Below are 16,659 nucleotides of genomic sequence, written 5' to 3' on the forward strand. Positions count from 1 at the left end.
CGACGGTCTGATGCGCATCGATCCGGCCGGCCGGACGATGTCCGTGGCGACGGAGTGGAAGGACAGGACCGGCTACGAGGAATTTCTCGTCCGCCGCCTCACGAAGCAAACGGGCCCGAACTAAATCTTCGCCGCGAACCGGTAGGCGCCGGATTCGACGGCCAGGACGACGCAGCCCGCTTCGGTCCGCAGAACCTTGACGCCCTCGGCCCCGTTCAGCGGCCGGCCTCCCTCCGTTACGGTATCCGGGCTCGCCGCGGGGACATAACCCGTGGCCGTCGTGTTCGGGGGGATGGTCACCTCAAGGATCAGCTCCCCACCCTCTTTCTTCCAGCTCGATCGGATCGTCCCGTGCACGGACTCGTAACTGCCTCGGACCCAAGTCAGGTCGCCGACGGGTGTCGGCCGGATGATGATCTTGCCGAACCCGGGGGATTCCGGATCCGGACGGATGCCGGCCAGGTATTGCCGCATCCAGATGGCCAGGTCGCCGATCTGCATGACGTGGTTGCCGGAGTTCATGGCCGGGTCGGCCGTGTCCCCATTCCACAGCTCCCAGATCGTTGTCGCGCCTTTGGACACCATATAGCCCCAGCCCGGATAGTCGCTCTTCGTCAGCATGGCGTAGGCGAGGTCGGGACGGCCGTTGTCCGAAAGCACGCGCATCAGCCACTGCGCACCGACCAGGCCCGTGCCGACGTGGCCGCCGCTTTCCTTCTCGATTTTCTCGACCAAGTGAGCGAACAGGCCGGCTCGGCGGTCCTCGGGGACTAGCCCGAAGGCCAGGGCCAGAACGCTGGAGGTCTGGGTGCCGTTGTCGTAGACGCCCTTGGCCGGGTCGAAGAACGTCCGGTTGAAGGCCTCGCGCAGGGTTTCGGCCATTTGCCGCCAGCGGGCCGCGTCGGCCTTTTCGCCGACGATCTCCGCGGCCCGGGCCATCAGGCCCAGGTCATAAAAATAATAGGCCGTGCTGATCAGGTCGCCGCGGGTGACGCGGGCTGGATCCTTGGAGTGGATGAGCGTCGGTGTTTCCGGCGGCACGCACCAGTCGCCGTAGGTGTTGCGCGGCATGATCCCGTCCTTGAGGAACCCGGCCATGTAGTCGGCCCACTTTTTCAGGGCCGGGTAGAGGGCCTTGATGGTGCCGGCGTCGCCGTACATGTCGAGGAGCATGCGCGGGACGATGACGAAAGTGCTGGGCCAGACGATGCCGTCGTTGTAGCAGAACCAGAAGGCCGGGGCGACGTCGGGAACGCTGCCGGTGCCTTTCTGGGCGTCGGCGATGTCGCGGGCCCACTTGGCGTAGAAGGCTGCGACATCGAAGAGGTAGGCCTCGCCGCGCGACACCGACGAGCGGTCGCCCAGCCAGCCCTGCCGCTCGTCCCGCTGGGGGCAGTCCGTGGGGATGGAGCGATAGTTGCCGCGCGTCCCCCAGAGGATGTTGGCGGCGATTTTGTTGAGCAGGGGGTTGGAGGTCTCGAAATCGCCCGCCCGCTCCATGTCGTCATGGACGACCCGACCCTCGAGAGCGTCCGCCTCGGGGGTTCCGGGGAAGCCGGTCATCTCGACGAAGCGGAAGCCGTGGTAGGTGAAGCGGGGCTCGTAGATCTCCGCGCCGCCGCCGTGCAGGGTGTAGACGTCCGTTGCCTTCGCGCTTCGGAGGTTATCGGTATAGAGCGTTCCGTCGGCCTTGAGGGTCTCGGCGTGGCGCAGGCGGATCTGCGTACCAGCCGGTCCCTGGACGTGCAATCGACACCAGCCGACGATATTCTGGCCCAGGTCGTAGATGAATACGCCCGGCTTGGGGTTGGTCACCGCGGCGGGGCGCAGGGTCTCCACGACTCGAATGGGCTCGATCATGGGCGCCGTCATCCGGCCGCCGGGCGCGTCCATGAGATCGGCCGCGGCCCATTTGGAATCGTCGAAGCCGGGCTTGTCCCAGCCGTCGAGCTCCATCCGGGCGTCGTATTCCTCGCCGTCGTACTCGTTGTCGGCCGTGATCGGCCCCCGATCGGTCGCCTTCCAGAGGCCGTCGCTGACCAGGCTGGTCGAAGTCCCGTCCTTGAAGCGGACGTCGAGACGCAGGAGCAGCCGCGGCAGTCCGTAGTTGCGCATGCCCGTGGGGTCCTTGACCCGCGGCGCGTGGAAGCGGCCGTTGCCCAGGACGACGCCGACCGCGTTGGCGCCTTTTTGGAGCAGGGCCGTGACGTCGTGCGCGATATAGAAGACGTGCTTGTCGTATTCCGAGAGAGCCGGCGAAAGGACGTGATCGCCGGCTTTGCGGCCGTTGATAGACAGCTCGCTCAACCCCAGCCCCGAGATATAGGCGGTGGCCTGTTCGACGTCCCCCGCCAGCGAGATCTCGCGGCGCAGGTAGCGGGCCGGCAGGCGGCGGGCTTCATCGGCGGGGGTGGGTTCCCCGACATTCATGCCGATCCAGCGGCCGCTCCAATCTCCGGGCTCCAGCAGGCCCATCGACCAGGCTGCGGGCTCGCTCCACTCGGAGATCCGTCCGGATTCATCCCAAACCCTAACTTTCCAATGCGCGCGCAAGCCTGAAGTCATTGGTTGGCCGGCATATTCGATCCCTATCGAGAGGTTTGATTCCACTCGGCCGGTGTCCCAGAGATCGCCTTCGTCGGCCGCCAGGCGGCTCGGAGTGGAGGCGACCAGGATCCGGTAGGCCGCTTGGCGGTGGCCGCGGCCGACGAGTCCGGGCCCCGCCGGCTGCAGCACCCAGCCGAGCCTCGGATGCGCGGCGTCGATGCCCATGGGATCGGACAGCGATTCGCAGCGCAGCCGGGCAGCGGCGACGTCCGCGGGTCCGGCGGTTTTGCGGCAGGCGGTGGATGCCCCGATGAGGGCGATCGTCAGGACGGCGATGAGGGTGGTCTGGCGCATGTGTCTCTCCACGGCAAAAGATGGGGACTGCTATCAAATATCCGCCGGGCCCGCTTGTCAAGGCCGGCGGCGAGGACGAATCCCTTCAATACACGGAAAACCGCAGGAAAAGCTTGTTCGGATCGATAACCTTCAAATTGGGAATTCCGTCTTTCCAGGCGATCTGATAGATCGGCAGGAGCATCTCCTGGCTGAACGGGATGGGGTCTCCGGCGATGATGTACTTGGCGAGGTCGGCGCGCACCTCATCGGCCGGAAGCCAGATCGACGCGGCTCGCACGAAGTCGGCCAGAGTCAATTCATAGCCCTCGGTTTGCCCCTTCCGAAATGCCGCCAGGGCCAGTAACAGATCGCGAAGGCCCATCCCGCCGTCGGTGGCCAGGCCGATCCGGTTGTCGAGGTAGAAGGCGAAGAGCGCCCCCCGCCGGTAGGGCAGCTTGTTGTCGTCGCCCATCTTCCAATAGTTCTTGAACACGTCGGCGTTGGGCGTGTTCTTGACGGGGCTGGCGTAATGGGCCTGCATGATGTCGTTCAGGCCGAATTCGAACTCCGACGGCGCCGCATAGCGGGCGGCCAACAGCGCGCCGAGGGTGACGAAATCGTTGAAGCCCTCGCTGAACCACTGGTCGTCCGTGCCCATGTTCAAGCCGCCGCCGCCGAGCCAGCGGTGGCCGGTTTCATGGGACAGATTGAAGAACCGGTCGGGCGTCAGGATCGTGTCCGATAGGTCCGCGTACTTGGAAAGGAATCCGTTGCCGAAGGCCACCCCGCCGATATTGTAGTCGACCCCCAGAAACGGCTGGAGAATCAGAGAGTAAGGTTTGTCGTCGTCATCTCGCCAATATCTCCGCAGGACGGCGTAGTACCGTCTGACGTACTCCCGGATCCGCTCGCGGTTGAAATAAGCCCCCGGGCTCAGCCGGAGCACGAGGTAGACGCTGGATCGGCCGACCGCGATCTTGTCCACGGTCAGGTCGCGGGCGCCGGTGATGGGGCTGAAAAGAAAGGAATCGACGCTCCCGGCGGCGGGTGTTTCGCCGCGATTCTCCGGGTCGAAGGGATAGAACAGCGGAAACGGAGGCTTTTTCTCCCATTGGACGGACTGGCGGGCTTTGCGGCCGGCCGGCCCCGGCGCCGGGTTCAGGAATATGTTGACGCCGTGGCCGTAGAAATAATCCTTGCGGATCATGGGGCGGAACAGCTCCCCGCGCATGGCCTGTTCCGCCATATGGGATTCCCGGATGTCGTAATTGATGGATACAGGCTCGAGCCCGGGGTAATCGAGGGTGATCGTTCGAGAGCGGGCGTCGATTTTAATTGTCGCGGGGGACGCGGCTTGAACGTTCTTCAGACAATCGAGGATGTCCGCCTGCCCCCCGAAACGAGGCTCGCCGTAGGTGAAGGTCGTACGATCTTGGACGAAGGGTTTGTAGAGAAGCGAGACATGGACCGTGTCGCCGCCGACGTAGCTGAGCCGATATTGCAAGTCGACGCCGGCTTGAGCCGAGGCGCGGCTCGGTAGGCACAAGAATAGGGCCGCGATAAGGCCTAGCGCTCTTTTCATGATCAGCTCTTGTCCTGGATTCGGTCTTTCGTCCTCTCGCGCGATCGGAGAGGGCCGACCAGGGTGTTCGGCCCGGCCGCCAGGGCGCGGCGGGAGCCGTCCGGCAGAACCGCGATCGCTTCGATATTCTCGGGCACGGTGGCCGTCATCCGGAATTCGCCGCCGTCGGCGGTCCAGCGGACCGCAATCCGGCCGGCCGGGCTGTCGAAATCCACCGCCGCGCTTTTCAGGTCTCCGGGCTGGGGCGCGATCAGGATCTTCCGCCACCCGATCCCGCCCGGTTGTTGGCGGATACCGGCGACATAGGCGAAATGCCATTCGATGAGATGGCCGAGAGCGAAGTGGTTGAGGCCGTAGATGGTGCCCCGCCTGGCATCCCAGGTCTCGGGCAGCGTTGTGAGCCCGGTCTTGACCATATAGCCGAAGCTCCCGACCGTCTCGCGGCCGTAGACTTTCTGGAGAACATCGCCGCGTCCGCCTTCGGCCAGCGCCCGCATGAAGAAGACATGAAAGACCTCACCGACCGTCTGCTGCCAATCCCGCCGCTCCAGATCGTCGACGATGGCCTGCAGGGCGCCGGCCCTGTCTTTTTCCGGGATGAGTCCGATACAGAGGGCGGCCGCATTCGCGGCTTGGCAGGATCCGCCGTTCTTGACGGTTTTCGTGCCTGGGTCGTAGAAATGCCGCTGGAAGTCCGACCGGATTTGTTCGAAAAGAGCTTGGTAGCGGACGGCATCATCGTCTTTTCCGAGAACGCGGGCGGCTTGGGACAGCGTCTCGGTTCCCAGCGCCCAGACCGCCGTCGCCGAAACCGGCTGGGGTGTCCAATGCGAGGGCCCATCCTCTTTTCCGTGGCCGTAATCGAGCCAGTCGCCGAGGTTGCTGGTGATGATCCCGTCCTTGGCCTGGCTGGCCAAATAATCGAGGTACCGCTTCATGCTGTCATAGGAGGCCGCCAGCGCGCCCCGATCGCCGTACCATTCATAAAGATGCCACGGAACAAGGACGCCGGCGATGCCCCACTCGGCAGCCTCATGATATTTCCCGTGGGGATTGGCCGCCGTGAGGTACATGGGCGCCTTGGTGATGATATGGCCGTCGGGAAGCTGGACGTCGCGGATGGCCCGCGCGGTCCGTTTGTACCAATCGCGAACGTCGAACAGGTAGCTCACGGACCGGGCCATGTGCCAGGTCTCTTCCAGCCAGGCGTATTTCTCGCGATGGGGGCAATCCGTCGCGTAGTGGCTCATGTTCGAGCGGACGGCCCAGTCGGACAGGCGCTGGATCGCATTCTGGAGGCCGCTCGAACACTCGAACGAACCGACGGCCGGATTGGCCGCCCGGACATGGACCAGCTCGATCTTTCGAATCACGGGCAGATCGCCGGGATTGGGCTCGCCGGCGGGGACGGCGCCGGTGACACCGACATAGCGGCAGCCGATATAGGAGAACAGGGTTTGATGCGATTCCTCTCCGCCGCCGCGCAAAATATAATCCTGCCAGACTTCCTGACCTGTATCCCAAGTATAGGGGAAGCGGACCTTGCCCTTGGTGTCGACGTCTTCGGCCGGCTTGAATCGAACGTGTTGACCGGCCTTCCCCGAAACGGTGAAGCGCAGAAGCGCGGAGCAATTCTGCGGGAACACGTAGGTGAAGCCCGCGGCTCCCATATTCTTCGTCCCGGTTGCTTGAAAAACCTCGAATTCCTTCATCGGCGGACCGATGAGCGACACGAGCTCGGCAGCCGGAGCGGGCAAGATAACGACATCGGCCCAACCGTCGTCGGCGGACCCCGGTTTGTCCCAGCCGTCGGGATCGAGCCGGGCGTCGAAATCTTCGCCGCCATAGACGTCGGAAAACGTCAACGGCCCTTCTCGCCACTTCCACTCCGGGCCGCTGGCGATGACGATATCGTCCCCGGATCGGACTTGGATGCGGGCTTCGAGCCATAAGCGATAGGCCGCTCCCTTGGCGAAGTCGGTCGCATACCCCCGATACCGGCCCGGATCCTCGGTCGGAACGACATGCCAGAACGAATTCCCCAGTATCACGCCGAAGACGTTTTCGCCCGGCTGAAGCAGCCCTGAAATGTCGAACTCCTGCACGTAAAGCGTCTTGTCGTATTGGGACCAGACCTGGTTGATGACGCCATCGCCGACCCGCCGGCCGTTCAGGCTTAGGCTGTAGTGCCCGAGGCCGACGATGCGAACCGTTCCAGAGCGGGGTTTCGCGTCGAGCCGGAAGCTCCGGCGCAGGATCGGGGCGGAGCGCTTGTCCGTGCTCGATGAATCCAGGGCCGGGCCGATCCACGCAGGATGCGCACTTTCCGGGGGGACGAACCCGGCCGCATCATGCTTCCGGCATTGGCCGTTCACGCCCGGCAGGACGAGGATGGCGAGGAGCAAGGCTAAGAGCTTGGGCTTGGGGCTCATAAATTTATTGTTTAGGAGGGTGCCTCGGCGCCGGCTAGGACTCCTGCTGGAATGGCGATTCGAACCGGCAGCCGGGGCATGCCGGCAAAGCGATGTCGTAGGGACGACCGCAGGCCAGGCACATCCGCTTCGTCTCGCCCGGATGAAGCGTCCGGTCGGGAAACGGCAGGCCCCGGTACTTGGCCACTTCATCTCCGACCTGAAAGAGCTTGAAAGCCCCGGGGCTCACTTCGATGCGTTCTTTGCGGCCGGCTTCAGTGCGAATCTCCAATCGATAGGCGGTTCCGACGACGCGCTTCCGTCTACGGCCGCTCCGGCCGTAGACGTCCGCCGTGGACTTTGCGACCAGGCGTCCCCGCCAGTTCTTATCCATCTTCCTGAACATATTTAGCATCAGGACGAGCATGAGGAAGGCGAAAAAGCCGCCGCTGGCGAGTCCTTCCTGCCAGGTGTACTTTCCGCTGATCAAGGCGCCGATGACGAGGCCGGCCGGGATGAGCAGGATGAGGGCGATGAACCACCCCTTGGAGTAGGTGTGATAGTTGGCGCGATACTTCACCGCCCAATCCGGCGCGGTCCGCGAATCCCTTGTTTTTGAGTCTTGAGCTGACATTCGGTGTCTCCCTTCTCTTTATTCTATAATAAGCCTATGTTCTTTTTCATCGGAGGCGTTTCTCCGCGCACGGACCGGCTGGAATCGCCCGGGAGTTGAGCTCATGAATTCCTGGAAATCCGTCCTCAAAGCCGACCCCACGCCGTGGCTGCTCGAAAAAGAAAACCCCGGCGTCCGCCGCCTGGCCCTGACCCGGCTTCTGGACCGCCCGGCGTCCGACCCGGAGATCAAGGAGGCCGGGCGCGACATCATGCGCCTGGGCCCGGTCCCCAAGATCCTGGCCGGGCAGAACGCCGACGGGTCCTGGGAGAAGCCGGACGATTTCTATGCGGCCAAGTACAAGGGCACTTCCTGGCGGCTCATCCTCCTGGCCGAGCTGGAAGCCGACGGTCGCGACCAACGGATCCGCCAGGCCTGCGAGTTCGTCTTGAAAAACTCGCAGGACCCCGCGAGCGGGGGCTTCGCCTATCACTCTTCGGGCCGATCGGGAGGGGGACGCGTCAGCGAAGTGATTCCCTGCCTGACCGGGAACATGGTTTGGAGTCTCATCCGCCTGGGCTTGGCCGATGATCCCCGCGTCAAGCGCGGCATCGAGTGGATCGTCCGTTATCAGCGCTTCGACGATCGCCTCGCCGTCGCCCCTACGGGGTGGCCCTACGACCGTTGGCAGACGTGCTGGGGGAGACACACTTGCCATATGGGGGCGGTCAAATCGCTTAAAGCTCTGGCCGCTCTGCCCGCCGCCAAACGGACGCCCGAAATCCGCAAATGCATCGATCGGGGCGCGGAGTATTTCTTGATCCACCACATCCACAAAAAGAGCCACAACCTGAGCGCCGTCTCCAAACCGGGTTGGCTGCGCCTCGGCTTTCCCTGGATGTATCAGACCGACATCCTCGAGATTCTCGGGCTCCTGACTCGCCTCGGCTATCAAGACGACCGGATGCGGGAGGCGATCGACCTCCTCATCTCCAAACAGGACGCTCGCGGCACTTGGACTTTGGAGAATACCTTCAACGGCCGTTATCCGGCGAACATCGAGGAGAAGGAAAAGCCCAGCAAATGGGTCACCGTCCACGCTCTCGGCGCGCTGAAGCGGTTCTTCAGCTGAGCGCCCGCCGCGGGATTTGACACCCCTCTCGCCCTCGCATAGAGTGGCCTCATACAATAGGAGATTCCCCATGCCCCGTCGCCCCGCCGTCCTCTCCCTCGCCTTGATCGCCGCGCTGACGCTCGCAACCGCGATTCCCGCGGCCGCCCAGCCGGTCGACGGCAAATATTTTTCCGGCCTGCACTGGCGCTCGATCGGGCCGTTCCGCGGCGGCCGGACCCGAGCCGTGGCCGGCGTCCCGTCGCAGCCCAATGTCCTTTATATCGGCGTCTGCAACGGCGGCGTCTGGAAGACGACCGACTACGGCCGGACCTGGAAGCCGATCTTCGACGGCCAGCCGACCGGCTCGATCGGCGTCGTCGCGGTGGCGCCCTCCAATCCCGACGTCGTCTACGTGGGTACCGGCGAGGGCCTGCAACGGCCCGACCTCTCGGTCGGCGACGGCGTCTATCGCTCCTCCGACGCGGGCCGGACCTGGACGCATCTCGGACTGCGCGACGCCCAGCAGATTCCCCAGCTCATCATTGATCCGCGCGACCCCGACCGGCTGTTCGTCGCCGCGTTGGGCCATCCCTACGGCCCCAACGAGGAGCGGGGCATCTACCGCTCCACCGACGGCGGCCGGACCTTCGTCAAGGTCCTGGGCGGCGACGAGAACACGGGCGGATCCGAGCTGGCCTTCGATCCTTCCGACCCGTCGATCGTCTACGCCGGTCTCTGGGAATCCCGGCAGGGGCCGTGGGAGAACGCGGCCTGGAGCGGGGCCGGCGGCGGGCTTTATAAATCGATCGACGGCGGTACGACCTGGCGGAAGCTCGCCATTTCCAGTGAAGAGGCTGCGGTCCAGGTGAACCTGGCGATCGCGCCCAGTTCTCCCAAGCGCCTTTACGCTTCGGTCGCCACCGCCCGCGGCACGGGCTTGTGGCGGTCCGAGGATGGCGGGGAGACATGGGTCCGCCCCTCCACCGACAACCGGCCGGCGGCCCGGATCGGCGGCGGCGACCTGCCGCGGATGGCCGTCCACCCCCGCGATCCCGACGTCGTGATCGTCGCCGGCACGGTGTCCTGGAAATCGACCGACGCCGGCAAGACCTGGGTCGCTTTTAAGGGCGCGCCTGGCGGCGACGATTATCAGAACCTCTGGATCAACCCGAACAATCCGGACGTCATCCTGATCGCCTCCGACCAGGGCGCCGTCGTCACCGTCAACGGCGGCCAGAGCTGGAGCTCCTGGTACAACCAGCCGACCGCCCAGCTTTACCACGTCGCCGCCGATAACGACTTCCCCTATAACGTTTACAGCGGGCAGCAGGAGAGCGGCTCGGTCGGCATCGCCAGTCGCGGCAATGACGGCCAAATCACCTTCCGCGAATGGCATCCGGTGGGTGTGGACGAATACGGCTATGTCGCGCCCGATCCGCTGGATTCCAACATCGTCTACGGCGGACGTAGCGTTACCCGCTACGACAAGCGGACAGGCCAGGTGCAGAACGTCGGCCCCCAGCCCGTGCGCGCCGCCGATACCCGGACCGTCCGGACCCAGCCGGTCGTGTTTTCCCCAGCCGATCCCCACGTCCTCTTTTTCGCCACGAATACCCTATGGCGCACGGCCGACGGGGGCCAAAGCTGGACTCACATCAGTCCGGACCTGACTCGGACCGAATGGGCCGTCCCAGCCGGCGTGGGCAAGTACAAGTCCGAGGCCAGCGCCCAGCCGGCGCGCAAAGGCGTCATTTACTCCATCGGCCCCTCGGCCCTCGACGTCAAGCGTATCTGGATCGGCACCGACGACGGGCTTATCCATGTCACGGCGGACGGCGGCAAGACCTGGGCCGACGTGACGCCTCCCGCGATCGGGCCCTGGGCCAAGATCGCCATCATCGAGGCCGGGCGCTTCGATCTTCAGACGGCCTTTGCCGCCGTCAATACGCTTCGGCTCGACGACATGAAGCCGCACATATTCAGGACCCATGACGGCGGCAAAACCTGGTCTCCGATCGTGAACGGCATCCCCGACGGGGCGCCGGTCAATGTCGTCCGGGAGGACCCCCGGCGGCGGGGCCTGCTGTTCGCCGGCACCGAGCGCGAGATCTATGTCTCCTTCGACGACGGGGATCACTGGCAGTCCCTGCGGTTGAACATGCCGGCTACATCGATGCGCGACCTGATCGTCAAGGACGACGACCTCGTCGTAGCCACTCACGGCCGGGGCTTTTGGATCCTCGACGACATCACTCCCCTGCGGCAGATGACCGCCGCCGCCCTGGCTGCGCCGGTTGCCCTCTTCAAGCCCCAGACCGCCGTTCGGGTGCGCTGGAATATGAATACCGACACGCCGTTGCCGCCCGACGAGCCGGCCGGCGAAAACCCGCCCGACGGGGCGGTCATCCACTACGCCATGAAGACGGACCTGGCGGGGCCCCTGACCCTCGAAATCCTCGACGCTAAAGGGACCCTCGTCCGCCGCTACGCGAGCACGGATACGATCGAGAAGATCGATCCGGCCACGACCCCCGTTCCCTATTACTGGTACCGGCCGCCGCAAAAGCTCGAAACGACCGCGGGCCTGCACCGGTTCACTTGGGATATGCGCCACCAGCCGCTCGCGGGCGGCGGCGGACGCGGCGGCCTGCCCATCGCCGCCGTCGCCTTCAACACGGTCGCGGGATCCAATGCGATCTGGGCAGCGCCCGGGGCATATACCGTCCGGCTGACCATCGACGGCAAGGCCTATACCCAACCCCTGGCTTTGATCATGGACCCGCGGGTGAAAACTCCGGCCGCCGACCTGGCCTGGGTTTTCGAGACGTCACGGACGCTTTATGACGGAGTCCTGGAAACGCAGGAGGCCCTGCGGCAGCTGCGGTCGATCCGGGCCCAGGTCGCGAAGATTCGCGGCGGCACCGTGCCTCCGGCATTGGGCGAGGCGCTGGCCGCGTTCGACAAGAAAGCAGCGGCGTTGGAAGGCTCGGCCGGCGGGACGGGCCAGCGCGGGGGCGGGGCTCCGGCTCCGGCCGCGGGCGCAGCGGACACGCTGTCCGGCGTCAGCGCCGGCCTGCCGTCCGTGATGGGCCTGCTGCAGGCCTCCGAAAGCACGCCCACGACTCAAGTCGCGGCGGCCGTCGCGGATCGGCTGCGGGCTTTGGGAGTCGTGCGCGGCGCCTGGCGCGCTTTCTCTACGGCGGATTTGAACGCCCTCAATGCGTTGCTCAAGGCGGCCGGCCTGCCCGCCGTCGCGATCGCCCCTTGAAAGAGCCGATGCTCTGGCGCGGAATGGACCGACCGGGAGGATGGAAATGATGAAGCTGGGGACGGTTTTGTTTCTGTTGTGCGGTGCGATCTTGGGGGCGGGCCACGTTGCCGCCGACATGGACGTCCGAAGGGGCGGCTCGCTTTGGGCCCGCATCGAGGCGGGCGGAGCCATCCGCATCGACGGCCGCCTGGCCGGATATTTCGAGGACGACGGGGCGGTCCGCAAGGACGGCTCGCTCGTGGGTAAGATCGAACCCGACGGCGCCATCCGCCGCGGCGGCAGCCTGGTCGGGGCGATCGAGCCGGACGGCACTTTTCGCCGGGGCGGGTCGATCATCGGCCGCATCGCGAGCGACGGGACGATCCGCAAGGACGGCTCGCTTTGGGGCTCGGTCTCCGAGTGCTGCAACGACCACGAGGCCATGCGCAAGGTGGCTGCCGTCCTTGTCTTTTTCGACGCGGGGTACTTCAAGGACTGATTTGAAACATCGTCCGGGTTGTGATTAAATCGGATCTTCCCTTCCGTTCTTCGGACGGCCATCTCCCAATCGGTATGGGGCAACAAGCTTGGATTTGAAGATCAAAGACATCGTCGATCTCCTGCAAATTCCGGAAAAGACGATCCGGCAGTGGGTCAAGGAAAACAAGATCCCCCACTATATCATTCACCATCAAGTCCGCTTCAACCGGACGGAGATCAACGAATGGATCCTCGACCGGAAGCCGGAGCTGGCCGCCAACCTCCTGGGGTTGAGCATCGCCGGCCGTCCGACCCGGCTGGCCGACCTCCTGCGCCAGGGCGGCATCCATTACGATCTGCCCGGCCGGACGGTCATGGAGATCCTGCCGGCGGCCATCGAGGCTATTCGGATGCCCGAGGGCCTATCCCGGCGGGATACCCTGGCCGCCCTGATCGATCGGGAGGAGCTGATGACGACGGCCATCGGCCGGGGCATCGCCATCCCTCATCCCCGCAACCCCCTCCTCGCCGACGGCGGCGATGCCCGGGTGGCGGTCTGCTTCCTCCGGGAGCCGGCGGATTTCGGAGCATTGGACGGCCGCCCTGTCCATACGCTGTTCCTCCTGCTGACCGACAGCCCGCGGCGGCATCTCGAGGTCCTGTCCAAGATCTCCTACCTCTGCCAGATTCCCGCCTTCCTGGCGCTCCTCGAATCCCGCCGTCCGGCCGAGGAGATCTTCGGATTCATCCAGGACCGCGAGCGCGAATGGACGAAGCTGGAGGCCGGCCCGCGATGACCCTGTTTTTGGCCGGGACCGGACTTTTTCTCCTGGCGGGGATCGCCACTCTCTTCGTCGGTCCTTCCCGCAAAGGCCTGATTTTCGCGGGCGGAGCGGCCGCGGCCCAAGCCCTGCTCCTGCCCGCGGCGATCAAGGTTTTACTGGGGGGGGGCTCTCCGAGCGCGGCGGTCGAATTCTCGTTCCCCATCGGGCGGGCCGTCCTGCGGCTCGATCCGTTGGCCGCCTTTTTCGTGCTGATCGTCAGCCTGGGCGGTTTCCTGGCGGCGGTCTATTCGAAAGGGTATATGAAAGCCGAGTCCGGGGACCGGTCTTCGCTCTCGCGCTACTATCTGTTCATGGGACTCCTGATCGCTGCGATGCTGGTGGTCGTGACGGTCCAGAACGCCCTACTGTTTCTGATCGCCTGGGAAGTCATGTCGCTGGCCTCCTTCTTCCTGGTCGCGCACGAACACGCCAAGGACGAAGTCCGGCGGGCCGGCGTTTATTATCTCGTGGCCATGCAGGTCGGGGCGGCCTTTCTGATCGCCGCCTTCGTCTGGACCTCCAGCCTCTCCGGCAGTCTGGACTTCGCTTCGTTCGGCCCGGCCCTGGGCGGAGAGGGCTTGCTTCCGAGCCTTCTGTTCCTGCTGTTCTTCGTCGGATTCGGGACCAAAGCCGGCTTCGTTCCGTTCCATACCTGGCTGCCGCTGGCTCACCCGGCCGCGCCGACGGGCGTCTCGGCGCTGATGTCCGGGGTGATGATCAAGACCGGCATCTACGGCATCCTGCGCATCCTTCTCCTGGGCGGCGGCCGGAGCCTCGTCCTGGGCTATATCGTCCTGGCCGTCGGCATCGTATCGGGAATCTACGGGGTGATGAACGCTATCGCCCAGCACGACCTGAAACGGCTGCTGGCTTACCACAGTATCGAGAACATCGGCCTCATCGGCCTGGGCATCGGGATGGGCATGATCGGGCTGGCCGCCGGGCAGGAGGGGATCGCCGTGCTGGGGTTTTTCGGGGCGGTTCTCCACACTTTCAACCACTTCACGTTCAAGAGCCTGCTTTTCTACGGAGCCGGCGTCGTCTATTTAAAGACCCATACCCGGGACATCGACCGGCTGGGCGGGCTTGTCCGTGTCGTGCCGGTCACCTCGGCTCTTTTCCTGGTCGGGTCGCTGGCCATTTGTGGGCTCCCGCTCTTCAGCGGGTTTATCAGCGAGTTCGCCCTTTATTCCGGACTGATCCGGGGCTTGGCCTCCGGCCCCTTCCCGCGCTTCGCCGCCCTGGCCGGGTTGGCCGGCTTGGCCTTTATCGGTGTCATGGCCGTCCTTTGCTTCAGCAAGGTGTTCGGCATCGTCTTCCTCGGCTCGCCCCGGAGCGCCCGGGCCGAAACGCCCGGAGAGGGTTCCGGCTGGCTCGTAACGCCGATGGCCGTCCTGGCGGTCCTCATCGTCTTCGTCGGGATGCTGGCCCCGCTGGTGATCCCCCTCCTCGGCCCCGTCGTCCGGCCGATCGCCGCCGGGGGCGCGGACGGGGAATGGCTCCGGCTTGTCGACTTGTTCCGCCGCATCGCCCCGGCCTTGGCCGTCTTCGGCGGTTTGATCGTCTTTTTTATCGCCCTTCGCCGACTCTTGATCGGGACGAAGCCGGTTGCCGTTTTTAAAACCTGGGACTGCGGCTATCAAGCGGAAAGTCCCCGTTTCCAGTACACCGCCGGATCATTTGCCGCGCCGTTCCTGCGGCTGATCGCGCCGCTCGTCCCTACGCACCAGCACATTGCCCCGCCGGAAGGGTTGTTTCCCGCGGGGGCGGAGTACCGCAGCCACCCGTTGGACTTGGTCGAGATCCGTCTGATCCGGCCGCTCGTCGGAGTTATCCGTCGATTCTTGAAGCTCTTCACCTGGATCCAGACGGGACAGACGCAGAATTATATTCTCTACGGGCTGATCTTCCTCATCGTCCTGATCATTTGGATCATCGGAGTCCGTTGAATGAGCCACCTCCCCGGTTACCTCGTCCTGCTCGCGGCCTCGGTCCTCTTCACCGGCGTCGCGGGCCGGGTCAAAGCCTGGTGGGCCGGCCGTCGGGGGGCGCCTTTATTACAAGAGGTCTTCGATCTCCGCAAGCTCGTCCGTAAGGGCGAGGTGATCAGCCGGACGACGTCCTTCGTCTTCCGGTTGAACCCGCCCGTCCAGGTCGCAGCCGTCGCCTTCGCCGCCCTGCTCGTGCCTCTGCCCGGCCAGCCCTCGCTTCTCCATATCCCCGGCGACTTCGTCCTCTTTACTTATGCCTTCGGCCTGGCCAAGTTCATGGCCGTGATCGCGGCCTTGGACACGGGCAGCAGCTTCGAGGGGATGGGCGCCAGCCGCGAGGCCGCCTTCTCCACCCTAGTCGAGCCGGCTTTCTTTATCCTCTTGGGTTCCCTGGCCCTGGTCACCGGCCGGACTTCGTTCGAAGCCATCTTTGCCCGACCCCACTACGGCATCGGCAGCGCCGTCCTGGTCAAGGCCCTGGCCGCCTTGTCGTTCTTCATCATGCTCCTCGTGGAAGGATCCCGCGGACCGGTCGATGATCCGACGACCCATCTGGAGCTGACCATGATTCACGAAGTCATGATCCTGGACTATTCCGGGCCCGACCTGGCTTTCCTTCTGTACGCGGCCGGGGCCAAGATGGTCCTGTTCGCCGTGCTGATCGCCGACCTGTTGATCCCCTCGACGATCGGCCCTGCGGCCGGAGCCCTGCTCTTGGGGGCCGCGCTCGGCCTGACGGCAGCGGCCGTCGGGCTGGTCGAGTCCCTCACCGCCCGAATCCGGATGACCCATGTGCCGCAGTTCGTGTTCCTCCTGACGGCCCTGGCCCTGACGGTGTTCGCCGTCCTCCTGTTTTCCCTGCGGAGAGGCTTCTGATGTGGGATCTATTCATCATCCTGTTCGGGGCGACCATCCTGTCGCTCTTCGCGGCCAGCCGGATCGAGTCCTTCATCCGGGTTTTGGCCCTGCAGGGGCTTCTGCTTTTTTTACTGGTCGTCATCGACCTGCGGACCATCAACTGGCTGAGCATCGCTTTTCTGGTCCTGGAGACGCTGGTCGTCAAGACCATCGTCATCCCTCTGTTCCTGCTCCGGGTCATCCGGAGAAACGAGATCGGCCGCGAAGTCGATCCGCGCCGGCCCCAGTTCTTCCGGCTTCTGCTGGGCGGGTCGGTCTTCCTGTTCGGGTTCCTGGCCGCATCCTGGGCCGCCAAGACCGGCCCCATCGAGCAGCCGCTCTACTTCGGGATGTCCATCTCGATGATGATCGCCAGCCTGTTCCTGATCGTCGAGCGGCGCCGGATCATCCTCCATATTCTCTCCTTCATCACTTTGGAGAACGGCATTTTTCTCCTGTCCCTCTCGGTGGCCCACGAGATGCCCATGCTGATCAACCTGGGGGTTCTGCTGGACCTCTTCGTCGGCGTCTTTCTGCTGGTCCTCTTCTTTAATACGATTCAGTCTCTGTACGACGGCGGGACGATCGACGTCCTGTCCAAGCTGAAGGATTGA

The 16,659-nt window shown here is 64.7% G+C and carries 11 protein-coding genes; 7 read left to right on the forward strand and 4 right to left on the reverse strand.

Going from position 1 to position 16,659, the window contains the following annotated elements; genetic code table 11:
- Positions 1–120: 120 nt before the first annotated feature.
- From NTZ26_12125 to NTZ26_12140, 4 genes are all read right to left on the reverse strand, one after another.
- A complete protein-coding gene (locus tag NTZ26_12125) occupies positions 121–2,901 on the reverse strand; it encodes a glycoside hydrolase family 78 protein (protein ID MCX6561245.1) in 2,781 nt (926 codons plus the stop codon).
- An 85-nt stretch (positions 2,902–2,986) separates the two neighbouring features.
- A complete protein-coding gene (locus NTZ26_12130) occupies positions 2,987–4,465 on the reverse strand; it encodes a hypothetical protein (protein ID MCX6561246.1) in 1,479 nt (492 codons plus the stop codon).
- Positions 4,466–4,467: 2 nt separating this feature from the next.
- Positions 4,468–6,897: a family 78 glycoside hydrolase catalytic domain gene (locus NTZ26_12135; GenBank protein MCX6561247.1), complete on the reverse strand. Its 2,430-nt coding sequence runs from the start codon at positions 6,895–6,897 to the stop codon at positions 4,468–4,470.
- Positions 6,898–6,931: 34 nt separating this feature from the next.
- The gene (locus NTZ26_12140; protein MCX6561248.1) at positions 6,932–7,456 is read right to left on the reverse strand and encodes a hypothetical protein; all 525 of its coding nucleotides are present in this window, start codon (positions 7,454–7,456) and stop codon (positions 6,932–6,934) included.
- Between the two features lie 157 nt (positions 7,457–7,613).
- Between NTZ26_12140 and NTZ26_12145 the strand changes: the two genes are divergently transcribed.
- The 7 genes from NTZ26_12145 to NTZ26_12175 all read left to right on the forward strand — a co-directional run bounded on the left by NTZ26_12145 (position 7,614) and on the right by NTZ26_12175 (position 16,659).
- A complete protein-coding gene (locus NTZ26_12145) occupies positions 7,614–8,621 on the forward strand; it encodes a nitrogen fixation protein NifH (GenBank protein MCX6561249.1) in 1,008 nt (335 codons plus the stop codon).
- A gap of 70 nt (positions 8,622–8,691) precedes the next feature.
- Positions 8,692–11,871, forward strand: a complete 3,180-nt coding sequence (locus tag NTZ26_12150; protein ID MCX6561250.1) for a glycoside hydrolase — start codon at positions 8,692–8,694, stop codon at positions 11,869–11,871.
- Positions 11,872–11,917: 46 nt separating this feature from the next.
- Entirely contained in the window at positions 11,918–12,352 is a 435-nt protein-coding gene (locus NTZ26_12155) for a polymer-forming cytoskeletal family protein (GenBank protein ID MCX6561251.1), read from the forward strand.
- A 94-nt stretch (positions 12,353–12,446) separates the two neighbouring features.
- On the forward strand, positions 12,447–13,130 hold the full coding sequence (locus tag NTZ26_12160) for a PTS sugar transporter subunit IIA (protein MCX6561252.1): 684 nt from the start codon (positions 12,447–12,449) through the stop codon (positions 13,128–13,130).
- A complete protein-coding gene (locus NTZ26_12165; GenBank protein MCX6561253.1) occupies positions 13,127–15,106 on the forward strand; it encodes a proton-conducting transporter membrane subunit in 1,980 nt (659 codons plus the stop codon). Before NTZ26_12160 ends, NTZ26_12165 begins: the two co-directional genes overlap by 4 nt.
- Positions 15,107–16,024 (forward strand): NADH-quinone oxidoreductase subunit H, encoded by a 918-nt coding sequence (locus NTZ26_12170; GenBank protein MCX6561254.1) that lies wholly within the window; start codon positions 15,107–15,109, stop codon positions 16,022–16,024.
- Positions 16,024–16,659, forward strand: coding sequence for a hypothetical protein (locus NTZ26_12175; protein MCX6561255.1), 636 nt, complete (start codon positions 16,024–16,026; stop codon positions 16,657–16,659). The genes NTZ26_12170 and NTZ26_12175 overlap by 1 nt, the downstream gene beginning before the upstream one ends.

Source organism: Candidatus Aminicenantes bacterium (assembly GCA_026393855.1).
Classification (GTDB): domain Bacteria; phylum Acidobacteriota; class Aminicenantia; order Aminicenantales; family UBA4085; genus UBA4085.

Bases quoted from the DNA above. Each gene is read 5' to 3' on its own strand.
- NTZ26_12125 (MCX6561245.1), bottom strand. From the start codon at position 2,901: ATGCGCCAGACCACCCTCATCGCCGTCCTGACGATCGCCCTCATCGGG.
- NTZ26_12130 (MCX6561246.1), bottom strand. From the start codon at position 4,465: ATGAAAAGAGCGCTAGGCCTTATCGCGGCCCTATTCTTGTGCCTACCG.
- NTZ26_12135 (MCX6561247.1), bottom strand. From the start codon at position 6,897: ATGAGCCCCAAGCCCAAGCTCTTAGCCTTGCTCCTCGCCATCCTCGTC.
- NTZ26_12145 (MCX6561249.1), top strand. From the start codon at position 7,614: ATGAATTCCTGGAAATCCGTCCTCAAAGCCGACCCCACGCCGTGGCTG.
- NTZ26_12150 (MCX6561250.1), top strand. From the start codon at position 8,692: ATGCCCCGTCGCCCCGCCGTCCTCTCCCTCGCCTTGATCGCCGCGCTG.
- NTZ26_12155 (MCX6561251.1), top strand. From the start codon at position 11,918: ATGATGAAGCTGGGGACGGTTTTGTTTCTGTTGTGCGGTGCGATCTTG.
- NTZ26_12165 (MCX6561253.1), top strand. From the start codon at position 13,127: ATGACCCTGTTTTTGGCCGGGACCGGACTTTTTCTCCTGGCGGGGATC.
- NTZ26_12170 (MCX6561254.1), top strand. From the start codon at position 15,107: ATGAGCCACCTCCCCGGTTACCTCGTCCTGCTCGCGGCCTCGGTCCTC.
- NTZ26_12175 (MCX6561255.1), top strand. From the start codon at position 16,024: ATGTGGGATCTATTCATCATCCTGTTCGGGGCGACCATCCTGTCGCTC.